The organism is Actinomadura sp. NBRC 104425, from assembly GCF_030269545.1.
Taxonomy (GTDB): Bacteria; Actinomycetota; Actinomycetes; order Streptosporangiales; family Streptosporangiaceae; genus Spirillospora; species Spirillospora keratinilytica.
In genome coordinates this window covers 37,558-56,917 of record NZ_BSTN01000023.1, presented here as the reverse complement: position 1 = coordinate 56,917, position 19,360 = coordinate 37,558, and the positions used below count along the sequence as shown (strand labels likewise).

At 74.9% G+C, this 19,360-nt stretch carries 17 protein-coding genes and 1 pseudogene; 13 read left to right on the top strand and 5 right to left on the bottom strand.

Going from position 1 to position 19,360, the window contains the following annotated elements:
- Positions 1-53: 53 nt before the first annotated feature.
- Positions 54-470 (bottom strand): annotated as a pseudogene (locus tag QSK22_RS34080) (SNF2 helicase-associated domain-containing protein); the annotation flags it as partial.
- Between the two features lie 1,196 nt (positions 471-1,666).
- On the opposite strand from QSK22_RS34080, the gene QSK22_RS26375 reads away from it, so the two are divergent.
- Entirely contained in the window at positions 1,667-2,449 is a 783-nt protein-coding gene (locus QSK22_RS26375) for an enoyl-CoA hydratase/isomerase family protein (protein ID WP_285497074.1), read from the top strand.
- Between the two features lie 3 nt (positions 2,450-2,452).
- Here the strand turns inward: QSK22_RS26375 and QSK22_RS26370 are convergent, their stop codons facing one another.
- On the bottom strand, positions 2,453-2,821 hold the full coding sequence (locus QSK22_RS26370; protein ID WP_285497073.1) for a winged helix-turn-helix transcriptional regulator: 369 nt from the start codon (positions 2,819-2,821) through the stop codon (positions 2,453-2,455).
- Positions 2,822-2,918: 97 nt separating this feature from the next.
- Here QSK22_RS26370 and QSK22_RS26365 point away from each other — a divergent pair, with 97 nt between their 5' ends.
- The 8 genes from QSK22_RS26365 (at position 2,919) to QSK22_RS26330 (ending at position 11,893) form a co-directional block, all read left to right on the top strand.
- Positions 2,919-3,569 (top strand): NADPH-dependent F420 reductase, encoded by a 651-nt coding sequence (locus tag QSK22_RS26365; protein WP_285497072.1) that lies wholly within the window; start codon positions 2,919-2,921, stop codon positions 3,567-3,569.
- Positions 3,570-3,613: 44 nt separating this feature from the next.
- A complete protein-coding gene (locus QSK22_RS26360) occupies positions 3,614-4,408 on the top strand; it encodes an SDR family NAD(P)-dependent oxidoreductase (protein WP_285497071.1) in 795 nt (264 codons plus the stop codon).
- Positions 4,409-4,626: 218 nt separating this feature from the next.
- On the top strand, positions 4,627-5,571 hold the full coding sequence (locus QSK22_RS26355; RefSeq protein ID WP_502872368.1) for an acyl-ACP desaturase: 945 nt from the start codon (positions 4,627-4,629) through the stop codon (positions 5,569-5,571).
- An 87-nt stretch (positions 5,572-5,658) separates the two neighbouring features.
- Entirely contained in the window at positions 5,659-6,483 is an 825-nt protein-coding gene (locus tag QSK22_RS26350) for a serine/threonine-protein kinase (RefSeq protein ID WP_285497069.1), read from the top strand.
- Between the two features lie 75 nt (positions 6,484-6,558).
- Positions 6,559-8,499, top strand: a complete 1,941-nt coding sequence (locus QSK22_RS26345; RefSeq protein ID WP_285497068.1) for a serine/threonine-protein kinase — start codon at positions 6,559-6,561, stop codon at positions 8,497-8,499.
- Between the two features lie 39 nt (positions 8,500-8,538).
- Positions 8,539-9,849, top strand: a complete 1,311-nt coding sequence (locus QSK22_RS26340; protein WP_285497067.1) for a protein kinase domain-containing protein — start codon at positions 8,539-8,541, stop codon at positions 9,847-9,849.
- A gap of 289 nt (positions 9,850-10,138) precedes the next feature.
- On the top strand, positions 10,139-10,918 hold the full coding sequence (locus QSK22_RS26335; RefSeq protein WP_285497066.1) for an electron transfer flavoprotein subunit beta/FixA family protein: 780 nt from the start codon (positions 10,139-10,141) through the stop codon (positions 10,916-10,918).
- 24 nt (positions 10,919-10,942) lie between these two features.
- Positions 10,943-11,893 (top strand): electron transfer flavoprotein subunit alpha/FixB family protein, encoded by a 951-nt coding sequence (locus tag QSK22_RS26330; RefSeq protein ID WP_285497065.1) that lies wholly within the window; start codon positions 10,943-10,945, stop codon positions 11,891-11,893.
- A gap of 68 nt (positions 11,894-11,961) precedes the next feature.
- Here QSK22_RS26330 and QSK22_RS26325 read toward each other — a convergent pair whose 3' ends face one another.
- Both QSK22_RS26325 and QSK22_RS26320 read right to left on the bottom strand, forming a co-directional pair.
- Entirely contained in the window at positions 11,962-13,182 is a 1,221-nt protein-coding gene (locus QSK22_RS26325; RefSeq protein WP_285497064.1) for an MFS transporter, read from the bottom strand.
- Between the two features lie 185 nt (positions 13,183-13,367).
- Complete coding sequence (locus QSK22_RS26320; protein WP_285497063.1) at positions 13,368-13,889, bottom strand: TetR/AcrR family transcriptional regulator; 522 nt, start codon at positions 13,887-13,889, stop codon at positions 13,368-13,370.
- Between the two features lie 128 nt (positions 13,890-14,017).
- Here QSK22_RS26320 and QSK22_RS26315 point away from each other — a divergent pair, with 128 nt between their 5' ends.
- Positions 14,018-15,181 (top strand): cysteine desulfurase family protein, encoded by a 1,164-nt coding sequence (locus QSK22_RS26315; protein ID WP_285497104.1) that lies wholly within the window; start codon positions 14,018-14,020, stop codon positions 15,179-15,181.
- 40 nt (positions 15,182-15,221) lie between these two features.
- Here QSK22_RS26315 and QSK22_RS26310 read toward each other — a convergent pair whose 3' ends face one another.
- A complete protein-coding gene (locus QSK22_RS26310; protein WP_285497062.1) occupies positions 15,222-16,259 on the bottom strand; it encodes a DUF695 domain-containing protein in 1,038 nt (345 codons plus the stop codon).
- 63 nt (positions 16,260-16,322) lie between these two features.
- Between QSK22_RS26310 and mnmA the strand changes: the two genes are divergently transcribed.
- From mnmA to QSK22_RS26295, 3 genes are read left to right on the top strand one after another with little or no spacing between them, the layout of a single operon-like run.
- Positions 16,323-17,399 carry a tRNA 2-thiouridine(34) synthase MnmA gene (gene mnmA, locus QSK22_RS26305; RefSeq protein WP_285497061.1) on the top strand — a complete coding sequence of 359 codons (1,077 nt, stop codon included), beginning with the start codon at positions 16,323-16,325 and terminating at the stop codon, positions 17,397-17,399.
- Positions 17,400-17,428: 29 nt separating this feature from the next.
- On the top strand, positions 17,429-18,247 hold the full coding sequence (locus tag QSK22_RS26300; protein WP_285497060.1) for an LLM class F420-dependent oxidoreductase: 819 nt from the start codon (positions 17,429-17,431) through the stop codon (positions 18,245-18,247).
- A 58-nt stretch (positions 18,248-18,305) separates the two neighbouring features.
- Entirely contained in the window at positions 18,306-19,316 is a 1,011-nt protein-coding gene (locus tag QSK22_RS26295; RefSeq protein ID WP_285497103.1) for a methionine synthase, read from the top strand.
- The last annotated feature ends 44 nt before the right edge of the window (positions 19,317-19,360 follow it).

Here is a 19,360-nt window from a genome sequence, read left to right as displayed (position 1 = left end):
ACGTCCAGGAGGGGGAGGGCGTCGTCGCCGGCGTGGATGACCGCGCGCATCGCCTCGGCGGCGGTCATCTTGCCGCGGCGGGGGTGGCGCAGGAACTCCAGGGCGGCCTGCAGCTGCTGCTCGTCCAGCTCGACCCATTGGCCGCGCAGCCGCACCAACGGTGTTTTGAGGCGGGCCAGTTCCTCCAGTTCCTCCTCGTCGATGGTCTCGTCGCCGATGGCCAGGTCCCAGCGGAAGTCCACCAGGCTGCGCAGGTCGAACCCGGACGAGGCCGCCGCGCCCGAGCCCTCCCCGTCCTGCGCGCGGGTGGTGAGGCGCAGGCCGAGCTTGGCCTTGCCCGCCCACTTCGGCAGCAGGACGCCGAAACCGGCGGCGGCCAGCATGGGCGCGGCCTGCCGCAGGAAGCGGAACGCCCCCGCGGTGTCGAGGGTCAGCTCGCCGGGCGTGGGGGAGTCGAGCGCGGCCGCCATGTCGGGGAACAGGCGCAGGGCGCGTCCCAGACCGGTGAGCAGCGTCTCCTCGGCGTCCGCGATCGACGTGGCCTCGCCCGCCCAGACCGTGGCGGCCGGGACGTACAGGCTGGGGTCGTCGGTGCCCTGCAGGGCGAACTCCACGCGCCAGGCGTCGTCGCCGGCCTCCTCGTCGGCGTCGTCGGGGGCGTCGGGGGCGTCCGTCGTGACGGCGCCGGGCTCCACCAGGCGGAAGCACACCCGCAGCGGCCCGGCGGGGCGGCGGGTGGCGGCGGCCCAGGCGTCCAGTTCGGCGATCAGGTCGTCGGCGTCGTCCCCCGGCTCGCGCGGCACGCTGTGGTTGGGGCCGGTCAGCGCCTGCACCCAGCGTTCGGCCAGCGGCACCCGGTCGGGCGCCTTGCCGCGGCGCGGCGGCAGCAGCGGATGCGGCACCACGCCCCGCACGGCCGTGTCGACCAGGTCGGTCAGCGCCTCGCGCAGCACCTCGGCGGCGGGACGACCGCCGTCGGCGGCGCGGCAGGCGGCGGGCATCGCGCGCGCCAGGTCGGCGAAGCGGGCGGGATCGTCGATGACGGGACGCCACCGCGCCACCAGGTCGCCGTCCTCGCGCAGCAGCGCGGGCAGCACCTGCCCCCGCCCGGCCAGCCGCATCGCCTCGTCGGCCAGCAGGCACAGATACCGCAGGTCGCTGCCGGGGACCACGTCGGCGCTGTGCTCGGCGAGCTGCAGCAGTGTCATCGCCGGAAACGGCTCCAGCACCAGCGCGGGCACCCGCCAGTCCCGCAGCTCCTCGGGGACGACGCCTTCGGCGCCGCACTCCGGCGACGGCAGCGGATGGTCGTCGTGCGTGGGCAGCGTCATCGTCAGCTCGACCCGGAACGCGCCCTTCACCAGCGGCTCGTAGGAGGTGCCGGTGAAGTCCCGGGTGGCGAACGGGTGCACGTCGGGATGCGGCTCGTACGGGCCGGTGCGCTCCGCCCACAGGCAGAGCGCGCCCCCGTGCCAGGTGGCGTGCGCGACGAGCATGAAGCGTGATCCCCGAGAACGCGGTTACGAGCGGTCCCGAAGCTACCAGCGTGGACCGACACCAGGGGGATGAGCGAGCGCAACGGAGCGCAGCGGAGCGGGGACCGCCCGTCCGGTCCCCGCAGGGCCCTGGTTAGGCTCGGGGCGTTGTCCGATCACGGGAGGTCGTTGTGGGCGAGTTCGTGCGGGTCGAGGTGGAGGACGGCATCGGGACGATCCGGCTGGACCGGCCGAAGATGAACGCCCTGAACGCGGCGATGCAGCGGGAGCTCGTGGAGGCGGCGCGGGAGGTCACCCAGGACGAGGCGGTGGCCGCGGTGATCATCTACGGCGGGGAGCGGGTGTTCGCGGCGGGCGCCGACATCAAGGAGATGGCGCCGCTGACGTTCGCGCAGATGTCGGGTGCACCCTCCCGGCTGCTGCAGGACTTCACCAAGGCCCTGGCGGCGATCCCCAAGCCGGTCATCGCGGCGATCACCGGTTACGCGCTCGGCGGCGGCCTGGAGGTGGCGCTGGCGGCCGACTTCCGGGTGGCGGGGGAGGGCGCCAAGGTGGGCCAGCCGGAGATCCAGCTCGGCATCATCCCCGGGGCGGGCGGCACGCAGCGGCTGGCGCGGCTGGTCGGCCCCGCCAAGGCCAAGGACCTGATCTTCTCCGGGCGGCATGTGGCCGCCGACGAGGCGCTGGCCATGGGCCTGGTCGACCGGGTCGTGCCGGACGCCGAGGTCTACACGGCGGCGCGACAGTGGGCCGCGACGTTCGTCGGCGGGCCGGCGCTGGCGCTGCGCGCCGCCAAGCAGGTGATCGACGCGGGGCTGGAGGTCGATCTGGAGACCGGCCTGGAGATGGAGCGCACCCAGTTCGCCGCGCTGTTCGCCACCGAGGACCAGGCCGCCGGCATGCGCAGCTTCATGGAGCGGGGGCCGGGCAAGGCGACCTTCACCGGCCGCTGAGCCTCACCGGTCGCCGTCCGGGGCGGCCCGCTGCTGGGCGGCGAGGACCTCGTCGGCGTGGCGGGCGCTCCAGCGGCCCAGGGCGGCGATCGGCTCCAGCAGGCCGCGGCCCGGCCCGGTCAGCTCGTACTCCACGCGCGGCGGGGCCTCGGCGTAGCGGCGGCGGGTCACCAGGCCGTTGCGCTCCAGCCGGCGCAGCGTCTCGGTGAGCACCTTGTGGCTGATGCCGCCGATGCGGTCGCGCAGCTCGCCGGGACGCGCCGGGCCGTCGCGCAGCGCGTACAGCACCACGCTGGTCCACGTGCCGGACAGCATGTCGAACCCCAGGCGGGCCTGGCAGTCGGCGAGCAGGACGTCGTCGGTCGTTCTCATGGCGTCGTCCAAAGTCTGCCCCTTCCGATGCGCACCCGGAGGTGCGTAACGAACCGCCTAGCGTCTCCACCGAACGTATTCGAGCCGGGAGGTCGGGATGCGCATCGGGACGCTGGGCGCCGGGAACATGGCGGACGCGCTGGCCACGCAGTGGGCACGGGCGGGCCACGAGGTCTTCATCGGGGCGCGGACGCCGGCCAAGGCCGAGGCGCTGGCGGCGCGGATCGGCGCGGGCGCGCGCGGCGGGACGCTGGGGGAGGCCGCGGAGTTCGGCGAGGCGGTGCTGCTCGCCGTCTGGTGGGAGGCGGCGCCGGACGTGGCGGAGGCCGTGGCGGACGCCCTCGACGGCAAGGTGCTCATCGACTGCACCAACCCCACCGGCCCGCCGGACTTCACCCTGCGGACGGGCGGCGGACCGTCGGCGGCGCAGCGCATCGCCGACGCCGCCCGGGGCGGTGCCCGCGTGGTGAAGGCGTTCAACACCTGCCACGAGAGCGTGTGGCGCCTGACGCCGCCGGTGTTCGGCGGACGCCCCCTGGGGGTTCCCCTGTGCGGGGACGACGCCGACGCCCTGGACGCGGTGCGGGGCCTGGTGCGCGACATCGGATGCGAGCCCGTCGACGGGGGCGGCCTGGACCGGGCCGGGCTGCTGGAGGCGACGACGGCGTTCGCGATCGGCGTGTGGGCGGCGGGCGGCGACCCGGCGGCGATGTTCCCGCCCGTGGAGACGGCCGCGCAAGCTCCGTGACTGCGGCCGGTCAAAGGGGTTGTCAACGGATAGCATCGGCCGCCATGCGAAGCCCCTTCCCCCCGGGCTCCTCCCGCACCGCGTACCGCACCGCGCTCGTCACGGGTGCGTCCAGCGGCATCGGTGAGAGCTTCGCCCGGATCCTGGCCGGGCGCGGCACCGACCTGGTGATCGTGGCCCGCCGCGCCGCGCGGCTGGACGAGCTGGCCCGCGAGCTGGTGGAGCGGTACCGGGTGGCCGTGGAGGTGCTGGCGGCCGACCTCACCGACCCGGTGCAGCGCGGCGAGGTGGAGCACCGGCTGCGCGCCGAGCCGGTGGAGCTTCTGGTCAACAACGCCGGGTACGGGGCGTTCGGGGCCTTCGCCGGGCAGCCGCTGGAGGAGCAGCTGGCCCAGGTGGAGCTGAACGTGCTGGCGTTGATGCGGCTCACCCGCGCCGCGCTGCCGGGGATGGTGGAGCGGGGCCGGGGCGGGGTGCTGAACGTCTCGTCCATGGCGGGGTTCACCCCGTCGCCCGGCAGTGCCGTCTACGGGGCGACCAAGGCGTTCGTGACGGCGTTCTCCGAGAGCCTGCACGCCGAGCTGGCCGGGACGGGCGTGCATGTGACGGCGCTGTGCCCCGGGTTCACCCGTACCGATGAGACCCGGGAGCCGAGCCTGCTGTGGCTGCGCCGTGAGGACGTGGCCCGCGCGGGGCTGGACGCGGTGTCGGCGGGGCGCGCGCTGTGCGTGCCCGGGGCGCAGTACAAGGCGGCGCTGCCCGCGCTGAGGGCGATGCCGCGTTCGCTGCTGCGGGCGGCGGTCAACCGGATGTGGCGCCAGGCCGCCGGCACCCGCTGACGGCGCCGCCCGGTTCCGTTCGCCTCTCGTGGGCATCGGCCCGGTTCCACTCGTTCCCACAAGAAAAAGCCGGGGGTAGTTGTGGCCGCCGTGACTAGCGGCAGGGGCCGGGCGGCCGCCAGCATCGAACCTACGGTTCCGTAGGTTGCCGAAACGCGGGCCGCCGTCCTGCGCGGGCTCCATGTGTCCCGCCCCTGAGCGAAAGAACACCGATGCCCATGACGTTTGACGATAAGGCCGAGATGCGCCTGATGGTGGATTTGGAGCCGGTGGTGGCGAAAGAGCTGGACCGGCACCTGTCGATGGCCAAGGAGTGGTTCCCGCATCAGTACATTCCGTGGAGCCGGGGCCGCGACTTCGACGGGCCGCTGGGCGGCGAGCCGTGGAGTCCCGAGCAGTCCACGCTGAGCACCGAGGCCCGCGAGTCGCTGATCGTCAATCTGCTGACCGAGGACAACCTGCCCGGCTACCACCACGCCATCGCCTCCGTGTTCCGACGCGACGGCGCGTGGGGCACGTGGGTGAACCGCTGGACGGCCGAGGAGAACCGGCACAGCATCGTCATCCGCGACTACCTCACCGTCACCCGGGCCGTTGACCCGGTGGCGCTGGAGCGGGCCCGGATGAAGCACATGCAGCTGGGCTACGAGCCGACCCACGGCACGAAGTTCCTGCACGGGGTGGCGTACGTGTCGTTCCAGGAGCTGGCCACCCGGGTGGCGCACCGCAACACCGGCACGGTGTCGGGCGACCCGGTGTGCGAGCGGCTGCTGGCGCGGGTCGCCGCCGACGAGAACCTGCACATGATCTTCTACCGGAACCTGCTGGAGGCCGCGCTGGAGATCGCCCCGGACGCGACCATGCGCGCCATCACCGACGTGGTCAAGGCATTCCAGATGCCCGGCCACGGCATCGAGGGGTTCCTGCGCAAGTCGGTGATCATCGCCAATGCGGGCATCTACGACCTGCGGCTGCACCACGACGACGTGCTCGGCCCGTGCCTGCGCAAGTGGCGCGTCTTCTCCCGGACCGACTTCGGACCCGAGGGCGAGAGGGCCCGCGAGGAGCTGGCGGAGTTCATGACGGGGCTGGACGCGGCCGCCGCGCGGTTCGAGGAGCGGCGGGAGGAGCGCCGCGCCAGGCAGGCGGCACGCCGCGGCTGACCGCCGGGCCGTCCGCAGCCGGTCAGGAACGACCGGCAGGAACGACCGGTCAGGAACGTCCGCCCCGTTCCCGGCGTCAAAGGGGATATGGGGACGCCTCCGCGACTCGGTGAGCACCGGCTGCTGCACGAGATCGGCCGGGGCGGCACCGCCGTGGTGCACCTGGCGGTCGACGCGTCCGGCCGCGAGGTCGTGGTCAAGCGGCTGCGGCCGGAGATCGCGGCCGACCCGGCGGCGCGGCGCCGCCTGGCCCGGGAGATGGCGGCACTGGGGCGGGTGCGCAGCCCGTACGTGGTGCGGCTGCTGGGCGGCCGGGTGGACGCCGACCCGCCCTACGCGGTGATGTCCTGCGCCCCCGGCTACCCGCTGAGCGAGCTGGTGGAGTCCTACGGGCCGCCCCGCCGCGACCGGCTGCGGCGCCTGGCCCGGGGGCTGGCGCTGGCCGTGGCGGCCGTGCACGACGCGGGGGTGCTGCACCGCGACGTCACCCCCGGCAACGTCATCGTGCACGGGGACCGCCCCACGCTCATCGACTTCGGCATCGCCCACGACGCGGACGCGTGGCAGACGACCCGTCCCGGCATGGTCGTGGGCACCCCCGCCTACCTGGCTCCCGAGCTGATCGAGGGCGGGCCCGCCACGCCCGCGTCCGACGTGTTCGCCTGGGCGGCCACGGTCGCGTTCGCCGCGACGGGGCGGCCGCCGTTCGGCCGCGGGTCCCTGCAGGCGGTCTGCCTGCGCATCGTGAGCGGCAGGGCCGACCTCGACGGGGTGGAGGAGCCCCTGGCCGGGCTGCTGCGGCTGGGGCTTGACCGCGACCCTGGGCGGCGCCCGTCCGCGCGGTGGTTCGCCGGTGCGCTGGCAACGGAGGAGGCGGGCGCGCCCGGGCCCGCCCCCCGCGTCGCGGCATGAGGACGCCTCGTGGCGGGGAGCGCCCTCCGGATGGATCCTGCCGACGCCATGGGCGAAGGTAGGGTTTCGTAAGCGATGAAGGGGGTTGTCACGTCCGGGGACCGCATAGGCCACTACCGCATACTCCAGACGCTGGGGGAAGGCGGCATGGGCGTGGTGTACCTCGCCGCCGATCCCGAGGGCCGCAAGGTGGCCATCAAGGTGCTGCGCCCGGCCGTGGCGGGGGACGCCACCGCCCGGCGGAGGCTGGCGCGCGAGGTGGACTCCATGCGGCGGGTGCACAGCCCGCACGTGGCGGAGATCCTGGACGCCGACGTCACCGCCGAGCAGCCGTACATCGTCACCCAGTACGTGCCGGGCCGCACCCTGGAGGAGGCCGTCGAGGCGGACGGGCCGCTCCAGGGGCAGGCGCTGCAGCGGGTGGCGGTGGGCCTGGCCTCGGCGCTGTCGGCCATCCACGGCGCCGGGATCGTGCACCGCGACCTCAAGCCGGGCAACGTGATGCTGGTCGACGACGAGCCCATCGTGATCGACTTTGGTATCGCGCAGGCCGCCGACGCCACCCGGCTGACCGCCACCGGCATGGTCATCGGCACCCCCGGCTACCTCGCCCCGGAGATCATCGAGGGGGAGGACGCCGGGCCCGCGTCCGACGTGCACGCCTGGGCCGGCACGGTCGCCTTCGCCGCCACCGGGCGGCCGCCGTTCGGCACCGGCACCTTCGAGGCGATCTTCTACAAGATCATGCAGGGGTCGGCCGACCTGGACGGGGTTCCGGAGGCGCTGCTGCCGGTGCTGCGCTCGGCGATGGCCCGCAACCCGGCCGAACGGCCCACCGCGGTCCACCTGGTGCAGCTGATCCGGCGCATCCATTTCGAGGCCACCATCACCGATTCCACCCGGGTGGACGACCACTACCCGCGGACGGACCGGACGTCCCGGCAGCCCGACGCCTCGTCCGACCACTCCCGGGTGTTCTCCATGCCGGAGTCGCCGCCGGCCCCGTCTCCGGCGCCGACGCCGCCGCCCGCGCCCTCCGAGCCGCCGCCCGCACCGGCGCCAGCGCCCGCTCCGGCGCAGCCCAGCGACTTCGTGGGCCTGCTGCCCCCGGCCGCGCCGCCGCCCGCACCGGGGCCGTACGAGACGAGCCCCTACGAACCCGCCGCCTACGAGCCCGCCCACTACGAGCCCGCCCCCTACGAGACGCGCCGGTACGAGCCGTCGCCCTACGACCAGCGGGCGTACGCCCCGTACCCCACCCAGGGGCAGGTGCGCCGCACTCAGCCTCCGGAGCAGTTCCCCCCGCCCGCGCCCTACGACCCGTACAACCAGGGCGCCCCGGGCAGAGGCCTCGAACGGCGCCCCCCGACCGAGCCCGCGCGCCGTCCGGATGAACAGCCCCGCCGCAAGCCCTACGGCTGGTACCGGGTGCTCAGCTTCATCGTGCTGGTGGCGCTGCTGGGCTTCGCCAACATCGCCCCCCTGCTCGCCCTGGGCGTCACCATCGGCGGCGTCCTGGTGCTGCGCATGGCCGACAAGGCCGCCCGCGGCATGGAGGACAAGCGCACCATGCGGGGGCCGCGGTCCGGCGACGCGGTGGCCGCGGCGTTCAAGACGCCCCTGCACTTGCCGGGGGCGGTGCTCGTCACGGTGCTGCTGGCGTCGCTCGCCCTGTTCGCGGGGCTGATCCTGCTGGCAGTGCTGATGTTCGCCGACCCCGACATGACAGCCTCGCGCGCCATCGCCTACTCGTCCATGGCCGTCATCGCGCTGCTCACCCTGGCGCCGGGGAGCGCGCCGCCGCGGCGGCAGCTGGCGCGCATCTGGGGCGCGGTGCTGCCCCGCACGGACGCCGCCCTGGCCGGGGTGCTCATCCTGGGGCTGTTCGCCGTGGTGCTGGTGGTGCTGTCCCAGGGCCAGCCGCCCGACACGACCCCGCTGGACGGGATGAGCCAGTCCCTGGAGGAGCTGCGCGGCGACGTCCGCGACCTGTTCACCGGGCTCCCGTTCGCCTGAGCGCCGTCGCAGGTGCACGGTCGGTAAGGTGGCGAGCCGATGAGCGGGGAGACCAGGCAACGGCAGCAGATCGGTCCCTACCGGCTGCTGGCGCGGTTGGGCGGCCCCACCGGGACGGTCTACCGGGCGGCCGACGCCGGGGGGCGCGACGTGGCGATCCGGCTGCTGCCGGACGCGGCGGTCCCGGCGCCGCGCGAACGCCTGGGCCGCGACCTGGAGCGCATGCGCGAGGTGCTGAGCCCCTACGCGGTGGACGTCCTGGACGGCGACGCCTCCGCCGACCCGCCGTACGTCGTCAGCCGTTTCGTCCCCGGGCGGCCCCTCGCCGACGTGGTGGCCGACCACGGGCCGATGCAGGGCGCCGCCCTGCACCGCCTCGCCCTCGGCATGGCCAAGGCGCTGGCCGCCGTTCACGATGCGGGGCTCTCCCACGGCGACTTCGGCCCCGACTCGGTCCTGGTGGTCGACGGCGCCCCCGTCGTCACCGACTTCGGCATCGCCGCCCATGACGGCGACGGTGAGGCCGGGGACGTGCGCGCCTGGGCGCGGACGGTCGTCTTCGCCGCGACGGCCGAACTCGCCGACACCGACGACGCCGCGGCCCTCGCGGCGGGGAGCGTGCCGGAGCCGCTGCGGCCGGTGGTGGAGTCGGCGCTGTCGGCCGACCCGCCGTCGGCGGCGCAGCTCGCCGAGGCGGTCGCACAGCTCGACCCGGGCCCGGACTCCCCGCCGCCGTCGATTCCCGCCCCGGCGCCCGAACTGCGTACAGCGTCTTCGGTTCCTCCGGCGGCGGCGTCCGGGAGGCCCCGGCAGGCGGCGGTCGTGCGGGGATGGGCGCGGCTGCTGTCGGCCATGGTGGTCGTGCTCGCGGTCGGCCTGGCGATCATGCTGCCGCTGCTGGGGGCGCTGGTGTCGGTGGCGGCGGTGGCCGCGCTGCGGCTGCGGCCCGCCGCGGGCCTCCGGGGCCTGCTGTCGGCGCTGGCCCGCACGGCGGCCACGCTGCCGTACGCGGCGGTGTTCGCACTGGCGGTCGGCGCGGGTCTGATCGCGCTGTCGCTGTTCGGCGTGGAGGCCGATCCGCTGGGGGTGTGCGCGTTCGCCGCGGGCGCCGGAGCGGGCGCGCTGTGGGCGGCGCCGGGCGTCACCGGCCCGTACCGCCGGCTGGAGCAGTGGTTCGCGGCGGTGGCCCGCTCGCCGCGGCGGCTCGCCGCGGCCGGGGCCGCGCTCGGCGTGCTGGCCTTCCTCGCCGTGGTCGGCGCGATCTCCCTGACGCCCAGCCTGGCGCCGATGTACGGGCTGCAGACCTCGACGGAGAGCCTGATCGCCCGGCTGCAGGCCGCCCTGCACTGACCGCCCCCGCGATGTGATCTCGCTCACCCCGGGGTCCCGGGGGCGCCCGGGTCGCCGCGGTCGCGCCCGCGCCCCGCAGATCGCCGTGAACGGCGAGTTTTGCACCCTCATTACTCGCGGGTAACATGAGGTGCGCAGCCGGAAAACCGTCCCCCGGGGCCGAAGCCCGTTCGGGAGTTTGGCAGGCTGTGAGGCATCAGCCCGTCGCGTCGACCCGTTGCAGGGGCGGCGCCTGCGAGCCGCTTTACCTCAGCGGCCGAACTGAGTGCAGGGAGGTCGGCCACCGGCCATGAACATCGTCGTCCTGGTGAAGCAGGTTCCCGACACCGAGAGCCCGCGCAAGCTCAAGTCCGAGGACAGCACGCTGGACCGTGCCGCCGCGGACGGTGTCATCAACGAGCTCGACGAGTACGCCATCGAGGAGGCGCTGCGCATCAAGGAGGCCCACGGCGGGGAGGTGACCGTCCTCACCATGGGCCCGGACAAGGCCACCGACTCCATCCGCAAGGCCCTGGCCATGGGCGCCGACAAGGCCGTGCACCTCGTCGACGACGCCCTCGCCGGCTCCGACGCGCTGCAGACCTCCTACGCCATCCAGCAGGTGCTGGGCCGCACCGGGTTCGACCTGGTCGTGCTGGGCTCGGAGTCGACCGACGCGCGCACCGGGCTGCTGGCGGCGATGCTGGCCGAGCGGCTCGGCGTTCCGCAGCTGTCGCTGGCCAACAAGGTGGAGATCGACGGCACGTCCATCACCGTGCAGCGGCAGACCGACTACGGCTTCGACAAGGTCGAGGCGAGCCTGCCCGCGGTGGTCAGCGTCGTCGAGAAGATCAACGAGCCGCGCTACCCCTCGTTCAAGGGGATCATGGCGGCCAAGAAGAAGCCGGTGGAGACGCTCGGCATCGCGGACGCGGGCATCGACGCCGGCCAGGTGGGGCTGGCCAACGCGGCCACCGCGGTGGTGGACTTCGCCGAGGCCCCGCCGCGCAGCAAGGGTGAGATCGTCACCGACGAGGGCGACGGCGGCATCAAGATCGCCGAGTTCCTCGCGTCGAAGAAGTTCGTCTGAGCGGGGAAGGGGACACGCGAACCGATGGCCGAGATTCTCGTCCTCGTCGACCACGTCGACGGTGAGGTCAAGAAGGTCACCCTCGAGCTGCTGACCCTGGCGCGTCGCCTCGGCGAGGCCGCCGCGGTCTGGGTCGGCCCCGGCTACGAGGGCGCCAAGGACAAGCTGGCCGAGTACGGCGCCGCCAAGGTCTACGTCGCCGCCGACGAGGAGCTGACCTCCTACGTCGTCGCGCCCAAGGCCGCGCTGCTGGCCCAGCTGGTGCGAAGCGCCTCGCCCGGCGCCGTGCTGGTCGCGGCGACCGGCGAGGGCAAGGAGGTCGCCGGCCGCCTGGCGGTCAAGACCGGCTCCGGCGTGCTCACCGACGTGGTGGACGTCGCCGACGGCTTCGTCGGCGAGCACTCCATCTTCGGCGGTGCGATCATCGCGCACGCCAAGGTCACCAAGGGCACGCCGATCATCGCGGTGCGGCCCAACTCGATCGCCCCCGAGGCCGCCCCGGCCGCCCCGGCCGAGGAGCAGGTCTCGGTGACCCTGTCGGACGGCGACAAGGCCGCCCGGATCGTGGAGAAGGTCGTCCAGGAGAAGGGCGAGCGCCCGGACCTGACCGAGGCCGCGATCGTGGTCTCCGGCGGCCGCGGCGTCGGCGGCGCCGAGAACTTCAAGATCATCGAGGATCTGGCCGACTCGCTCGGCGCGGCGGTGGGCGCCTCCCGCGCCGCCACCGACGCCGGCTGGTACCCGCACCAGTTCCAGGTCGGCCAGACCGGCAAGACCGTCTCGCCGCAGCTGTACGTGGCGGTCGGCATCTCCGGCGCCATCCAGCACCGGGCCGGCATGCAGACCTCCAAGACGATCGTCGCCATCAACAAGGACCCCGAGGCGCCGATCTTCGAGCTGGTCGACTTCGGCGTGGTGGGCGACCTGTTCCAGGTGGCGCCCCAGCTCACCGAGGAGATCAACAAGCGCAAGTGAGCCGCTGACGCGCGACGCCCCCGCCCGGCCCCGACCGCGGCGGGGGCGTTCCGCTCTCCAGCCGCCGCTCAGGCGGCGAGGGTGGCGGCCGGCTCCTGTGCGCCGGCGCCGGCGGTATCGGACGCCGCCACGTCGGCATCGCCGCCCAGCGGGACGAACCGGACCCCGGCCGAGACCAGCAGGGCCAGCACGACCACCACGCCGACGCCCACCCGCAGCGACGTCGCCTCCGACAGGAACCCGACCACCACCGGGCCGAGCAGCAGCCCGCCGTACCCCATCGCGCCGACCTGCGCCACCGCGGCGCCCGAACGGCCCGGCGCCGCCGTCCCCGCCAGCGACATCATGGTGGGCACGACCGTGCACACCGCCAGGCCCGCCAGGAAGAACCCGGCGACCGCGACGGGCGCCCCCGGGGCCAGCACCACCACGGCCATGCTCAGCGACGTGCCGACCCCGGCGGCCGCCAGCATCCGCCGGGTGCCCAGGCGGACCCGGACCCGGTCGCCGAACAGCCGGCCCAGCAGCATCGCCAGCTCGAACAGCGGGTAGCCGGCCGCGGCCAGCGCCTGCGAGGCGCCCATCTCCCGGTGCAGCAGCAGCCCGCTCCAGTCGGCGATCGACCCCTCGGCCATGAACGCGACGAACGCCAGCACGCCGATCACGTACACCGCGGCGGGCAGCCCGGCGCGCCGCCGCCCGGCCCCGTCACCGCCGCCGTCGCCGTCGGCGGGCGCGGCCGGGTCGGGCAGGTAGGTGCGGCCCAGCGCGAGCGCGGCGGGCAGCGCCGGCAGCCCGGCCGCCAGCACGGTCGGCGTGAAGCCCAGGCCCAGGGCGGCGGTGAGCACGCCGAACAGCCCGCCGCTCATCGCACCGACGCACCAGCCCGCGTGCATGCCGCTCATGATGGGCCGCCGGTACGTCTGCTCCACCGCGCTGGCCTGGGCGTTCATCGCGATGTCGGTGACGCCGAACGCCATGCCGAACAGCGCCACGGCCGCCAGCAGCACCCCGTACGACGGCGCCAGCGCCACCAGGGCGTAGGTCAGCGCGGTCAGCGGCAGCGCCACGCGCAGCACCCCCCGGCTGCCCGTCCGGGCCATCACGCCGCGCAGGCCCTGCATGGCCGCCAGCGCGCCCAGCCCCCAGACGAGGACCACGATGCCGACCCCGCTCTCGCCGGCGCGGAACTCGTCCGCCAGCGCGGGCATGCGCGCCGTCCACACCCCGCACAGCATGCCCGCCAGCGCGAACGTCAGAAAGGAACCAAGACGCGAGCGGAACAGCACGAATCACCTCTTTCTCGGCTCGGCGGGGCGCGGGCGGCCCCGGTCGGTCCGGGGCGCATGCCGGCCCGGACGGCGGACGTCGGATGGGCGCCGCGGGCGCGTCCGCGGCACGGCCGCCCGGCGGGCGGCGGTCTTCAGCGGGGCCGGAGCGGCCCGGGCCGGGGATCATCGCGCCGTGGCGGCGGTCAGTGTTCGAGCAGCTCCAGCAGCCGTCGTCGCAGCGCGTCGAACTGCTCGGCGTCGTACAGGCCGGGCGCGTGGCCGACCACCTCCCACAGGCCCTCGGCCGCCAGCCGCACCACCGCCCCGGTGAGCGGGTCGGGGTCGCCCTCGCGGGCGCGGCCGTGCCAGCGGGCCATCGCCTCGTTGAGCGGGGCGGCCAGTTCCGGGTCGGTCGCGGCGGCCGTGATCGCCGACCAGCGCCGGTGGGCGCGCGCCTCACCGGTGAGTATTTCGAACGTGGCCTGCACATAGGCCCGGCTGTAGCCGGTGGGCGACCCGTCGTCGAAGGAGTCGATCAGCTCGTCGAACTCCCCGATGACACGCTTGACCAGCGCGGTGACCAGGGCCTCCTTGGTGGGGAAGTGGTAGAGCAGGCCGCCCTTGGACACGCCCGCGCGGTCGGCGACCGCGGAGAGCGTCAGCGCCTGGGTGCCCTGCTCGAAGAGCACGGCCTCGGCGGCGTCCAACAGGGCGTCCTTTCGCACGAAATCTACTGTACCGTCCGGCCGGTACAGTTGCGCGAACGCGCCCGGCCCCGCCCGTATTCCCGCCCGCATCGGCCGCCGGGGCGCTGCGGGGGAAGCCCGGCGGCGCGGCTAATGTTGAGCGAGTGGTGACCTACCTCGACCATGCGGCGACGACCCCCATGCTGCCCGAGGCCATCGCGGCGATGACCGAACAGCTCGGCGCGCTCGGCAACCCCTCCTCGCTGCACGCCGTGGGCCGCCGCGCCCGCCGCGTCGTGGAGGAGTCCCGCGAGATCATCGCCGAGGCGTTCGACGCCCGGCCCAGCGAGGTCGTCTTCACCTCCGGCGGCACCGAGGCCGACAACCTGGCCGTCAAGGGCCTGTACTGGGCGCGCCGCGCCGCCGACCCGCGCCGCACCCGGGTGCTGGCCGCCGCCGTCGAGCACCACGCCGTGCTGGACGCGGTGCGCTGGCTGGCCGACCACGAGGGCGCCACCGCGCAGTGGCTGCCGGTCGACGAGCACGGCCGGGTCCGCCCCGACACGCTGCGCGCCGCCCTCGCCGCTGCCGACGACGTCGCGCTGGTCACCGTCATGTGGGCCAACAACGAGGTCGGCACCGTCCAGCCCGTCGCCGAGCTGGCCGCCATCGCCCGCGAGCACGGCGTCCCGTTCCACACCGACGCCGTGCAGGCCGCCGCGCAGCTTCCGGTCGCGTTCGCCGCGTCGGGCGTGCAGGCGCTCACCCTGTCGGGGCACAAGCTCGGCGGGCCGCTCGGCGTCGGCGCGCTGCTGCTGGCCAAGGGCGTCGACCCGGTGCCCGTCCTGCACGGCGGCGGCCAAGAGCGCGACGTGCGCTCCGGCACGCTCGACACCCCCGCCATCGCCGGGTTCGCCGCCGCCGTCCAGGTCGCGGTGGCGCGCCGGGAGGAGGAGGCCCGCCGCCTGGCCGGGCTGCGCGACTCGCTGGTCAAGGCGGTGCGCACGGCGGTGCCGGACGCGGTGCTCAACGGCGACCCGCGCGACCGGCTGCCGGGCAACGCGCACTTCTCCTTCCCCGGCTGCGAGGGCGACGCGCTGCTGATGCTGCTGGACGCGCGCGACATCGAGTGCTCGACCGGCTCGGCCTGCTCGGCCGGGGTGTCCCAGCCCAGCCACGTGCTGCTGGCGATGGGCGCCGACCCGGCGCGCGCCCGCGGCTCCCTGCGCTTCAGCCTCGGGCACACCTCCACCGAGGAGGACGTGGCCGCGCTCGCCGACGCCATCGGCCCGGTGGTCGAACGCGCCCGCCGGGCGGGCATCACGTCCTGACCCGGCCGCACCCGCCTGCCGAGACCGCCTTGAGGACCGCCTACGGCCGGTAGGGGGCGAGGGTGCGCCAGCCGGGGTCGCTGGTGGAGGCCACCTTGGCCTTGCCCTCCGTCCAGCCCGCCGCCAGCTGGTCCAGCTCGGCGATCACCCCGGAGTCGGGGTCGGCGTACAGGTGGAACACCCGCAGCCCGTCGCCGGTCTCGCGGACCGCCAGCACCGCGCGGTCGCCCAGCGCAGACAGCCGCTTTTCGAACTCGCGCAGCGCGCCCGCCGACGGCTCCACCGGCAGCCGGTCGGGGTTGCTGTTGGCGTACGGCACGGTGATCGCCACATGCAGGTCGCACAGCGGGTAGTCCTGGCGGTGCAGCGGGAACCGGGCGTCCAGCCGGGCCGGATGGCCGCGCGGGGTGCGCGTCTCGCCGTTCAGCCAGGTCGGCTCGCGGAACGGCTCGGCGATCTGCTCCACCACCGCGGGCAGCACGGCGGGCGGCATCGCGTCCATCGGCGCCTCGGTGGCGATCGCCACGTCGCCGATCCAGCGGGCCACGTCGTCCTCGCCGAGCGCCCAGTCCAGCACGTGCAGCGCGACCCGCAGCCGCTGCTCCTCGGCCACGAACAGGAAGTCGGGGTGGTAGGCGGTCACATGCACGCGGGCGCGGCCCTGGTCGGCGCGCATCCCGAACCGCACGTACTCCAGGTCGAACTCGTGGTCGCCCAGCACCAGCCGCTGGTCGAGCATCTGCGGGTCGGCCTGCCGCGCCGGGTGGAAGCGCCAGCCGCCGGCGTCGGCGGGGGCGGCGCGGCACCACCGCTCGGCCAGCCCGCGCAGCTCGGGGTCGCCGCCGCCGGTGATCGTCAGCGCGGGCGGGTTGTCGTCGCCCCCGCCGATCTCCCACTGCAGCCCCGGGTGGATCTTGTGGACGCGGCGGGACAGCTCCTCGACCGTCTCGGTGGACAGACCGTCGCCGAGCCGCTTCTCTATCTCCGGCCGGACCTGCGGCCACCACGCCCAGAAGTCGGCGATCGCCGGCGCGGCGGCAGGCGCGGACGTGTCACGAGGACGGCGGAAGATTCCCATAGCGGATGTCATCGTACGCGGAATGCCCGGCGTCCCGCCGCCGCTGCATAGGCTGGAGGTGTTATGACTTTGCGCGTACTCGCCGCCATGTCGGGTGGCGTCGACTCCGCCGTGGCCGCCGCGCGCGCCGCCGAGGCCGGGCACGATGTCACCGGGGTCCACATGGCCCTGTCCAGCAACCCGCAGTCGTACCGCACGGGCGCCCGCGGCTGCTGCACGCTGGAGGACTCCCGCGACGCCCGCCGCGCCGCGGACGTCATCGGCATCCCGTTCTACGTGTGGGACCTGGCTGAGCGGTTCCACCGCGACGTGGTCGAGGACTTCGTCAGCGAGTACGCGGCGGGCCGCACGCCCAACCCGTGCCTGCGCTGCAACGAGAAGATCAAGTTCGCGGCGCTGCTGGACCGCGCGCTGGCGCTCGGCTTCGACGCGGTCTGCACCGGCCACTACGCCCGCTGGGACGGCGGCGTGCTGCGCCGGGGCGTGGACGCGGCCAAGGACCAGTCCTACGTGCTGGCGGTGTGCACGCCCGAGCAGCTGGCGCACGCCATGTTCCCTCTGGGCGACACCACCAAGGCCGACATCCGCGCCGAGGCGCAGCGGCGCGGCCTGCAGGTGGCCGACAAGCCCGACAGCCACGACATCTGCTTCATCGCCGACGGCGACACGCGGCGCTTTTTGGCCGAGCGGCTGGGCAGCGCCCCCGGCCCCATCGTCGACCAGGACGGCAACACGGTGGGCGAGCACGAGGGCGCGTACGCCTACACCGTGGGGCAGCGCAGGGGGCTGCGCATCGGCACCCCGGCCCCGGACGGCCGCCCCCGCTACGTGCTCGACGTCTCGCCGGTGACCAACACCGTCACGGTCGGCCCCCGCGAGGCCCTGGACGTCGACGAGATCGTGGGGGAGCGCCCCGTCTGGCTGTCGGAGCCCCCGGCGGGGCCGCTGCCGTGCCAGGTGCAACTGCGCGCGCACGGGGAGGTGCACGACTGCGTCGCCGAGACCGAGGGCGACACGGTCCGCATCAAACTCGCCCGCCCCGCGCGGGGCGTGGCCGCCGGGCAGGCCGCCGTCCTGTACGACGGCGACCGCGTCCTGGGCTCCTCCACCATCGCCACCACCGCGCGCGTCGCCGTCTGAGGCGGCGCGCCCAGTCGAAAGGACGACTCGTGCAGTTCGGCGTGTCCACGTTCGTGACCGACGAGGGAATCGGCCCGGCGGCCCTGGGGCGGGCCCTGGAAGAGCGGGGGTTCGGCTCCCTGTACGTGGCCGAGCACACCCACATCCCCGTCAAGCGGGAGAGCCCGTGGCCGGGCGGCGGCGAGCTGCCGCGCCACTACTACCGCACCCTGGACCCGTTCGTGACGCTGACCGCCGCGGCGGCGGTGACCGAGCGGCTGCGCGTCGGCACCGGCATCGCCCTGGTGATCCAGCGCGACCCGATCGTCCTGGCCAAGGAGCTGGCCTCGCTGGACCGGGTCTCCGGCGGACGCGCCGTCCTCGGCGTCGGCGCGGGCTGGAACCGCGAGGAGATGCGCAACCACGGCACCGACCCGCGCACCCGCATGCGGCTGATGCGCGAGCGCGTGCTGGCGATCAAGGAGCTGTGGACCGCCGAGGAGGCCGAGTTCCACGGCGAGTTCGTCGACTTCGACCCCGTCTTCAGCTACCCCAAGCCGGTGCAGGACCCGCACCCGCCCGTGATGGTGGGCGGCTCCGGCCCCACCACGTTCGACCGGGTGATCGACTTCGGCGACGGGTGGCTGCCGATCTACGGGCGCGGCACCGACGATCTGGCCCGGCAGGTCGCCGAGCTGCGCGAGCGGGCCGGGCGGCGCGTGCCGGTCACGGTGTTCAGCGTGCCCGGCGAGCGCAAGGCGGTCGACGAGCTCGCGGCCGCGGGCGTCGACGAGATCCTGTTCAACCTGTCGACCGAGCCGCAGGACGCCACCCTGCGCCGTCTGGACGCCCTGGCCGGGCTCCTGTGACGCCTCGTTCAGGCCGTTCGTGCGGTCCGAGGGTTGGCTAGGGTATCCGGGCGTGACGATGAGCTTTCCCTGGGCGGTGGGGAGCGCGACGGGGGTCGGGTCGTACCCCGGCGACGACCCGGCCGAGGCGCTGCGGATCGTGCTCGGCGAGCTGCCCGAGCTGCCGCACCTGCCCGAGCTGCCGGACCGCGGGCCGGGCGCCGACCTGACCGGCCGCACCGCCGGGCTGCTGGTGGACCTGCCGGTGCACCTGCAGCCCTCCGGCTGGCGGTTCGCCGACCGGCCCGGCCGCGACCTGCGCCGGGCCCGCGACCACCTGGCGCGCGACCTGGACGTGCTGGAGGAGCTGGCGGGCGGGCACGACGGCCCGTTCAAGATCCAGGTGTGCGGGCCGTGGACGCTGGCCGCGACGGTCGAGCTGCGGCACGGCGACCGCGCGCTGCGCGACCCGGGCGCCGTCCGCGACCTGGCCGCCTCGCTCGCCGAGGGCGTCGCCGGGCATGTCGCCGAGGTCCGGCGGCGGCTGCCGGACGCGCGGATCCTGCTGCAGCTCGACGAGCCCGCGCTGCCCGCGGTGCTGGCCGGGCGGGTGCCGACCGCCAGCGGCTTCTCCCGGCTCCCGCCCGTGGAGGCCCCCGTGGCCGAACAGGGCCTGCGCCAGGTGATCGAGACCGCCTGCGCGGACGACGCCGCCTTCCCCGTGGTGCACTGCTGCGCGCGCGACGTCCCCTACGGGCTGCTGCGCGGGGCGGGCGCCCAGGCGATCTCGGTGGACCTGGCGCTGGTTCCCGAACGCCACGACGACGCCGTGGGGGAGACGATCGACGCCGGGGTGGGGCTGTGGCTCGGCGCGGTGCCGGGCACCGACACGGCCCTGCCCGCCCTCAAGGACACCGCCGAGCCCGTGCGGAACCTGTGGCGGCGCCTGGGGTTTGCGCCCGCCCGGCTGGCCGAGCAGGTCGTCATCACCCCGGCGTGCGGCCTGGCGGGGGCGTCCCCCCGCTACGTGCGGGCCGCCGTGAAACGCTGCCGCGACACCGCCCGCATGCTGCACGAGGCGGCCGAGTAGCGCCCCCGGCGACCGGGCGGTCGGCGCGTTGTGGCAGATCAGCG

What these genes read in the sequence shown, in the direction of transcription:
- QSK22_RS26370 (WP_285497073.1), bottom strand. Translation starts at nt 2,821, where the DNA reads ATGAGAACGACCGACGACGTCCTGCTCGCCGACTGCCAGGCCCGCCTG.
- QSK22_RS26365 (WP_285497072.1), top strand. Translation starts at nt 2,919, where the DNA reads ATGCGCATCGGGACGCTGGGCGCCGGGAACATGGCGGACGCGCTGGCC.
- QSK22_RS26360 (WP_285497071.1), top strand. Translation starts at nt 3,614, where the DNA reads ATGCGAAGCCCCTTCCCCCCGGGCTCCTCCCGCACCGCGTACCGCACC.
- QSK22_RS26355 (WP_502872368.1), top strand. Translation starts at nt 4,627, where the DNA reads ATGACGTTTGACGATAAGGCCGAGATGCGCCTGATGGTGGATTTGGAG.
- QSK22_RS26350 (WP_285497069.1), top strand. Translation starts at nt 5,659, where the DNA reads ATGGGGACGCCTCCGCGACTCGGTGAGCACCGGCTGCTGCACGAGATC.
- QSK22_RS26345 (WP_285497068.1), top strand. Translation starts at nt 6,559, where the DNA reads ATGAAGGGGGTTGTCACGTCCGGGGACCGCATAGGCCACTACCGCATA.
- QSK22_RS26340 (WP_285497067.1), top strand. Translation starts at nt 8,539, where the DNA reads ATGAGCGGGGAGACCAGGCAACGGCAGCAGATCGGTCCCTACCGGCTG.
- QSK22_RS26335 (WP_285497066.1), top strand. Translation starts at nt 10,139, where the DNA reads ATGAACATCGTCGTCCTGGTGAAGCAGGTTCCCGACACCGAGAGCCCG.
- QSK22_RS26330 (WP_285497065.1), top strand. Translation starts at nt 10,943, where the DNA reads ATGGCCGAGATTCTCGTCCTCGTCGACCACGTCGACGGTGAGGTCAAG.
- QSK22_RS26310 (WP_285497062.1), bottom strand. Translation starts at nt 16,259, where the DNA reads ATGGGAATCTTCCGCCGTCCTCGTGACACGTCCGCGCCTGCCGCCGCG.
- mnmA (WP_285497061.1), top strand. Translation starts at nt 16,323, where the DNA reads ATGACTTTGCGCGTACTCGCCGCCATGTCGGGTGGCGTCGACTCCGCC.
- QSK22_RS26295 (WP_285497103.1), top strand. Translation starts at nt 18,306, where the DNA reads ATGAGCTTTCCCTGGGCGGTGGGGAGCGCGACGGGGGTCGGGTCGTAC.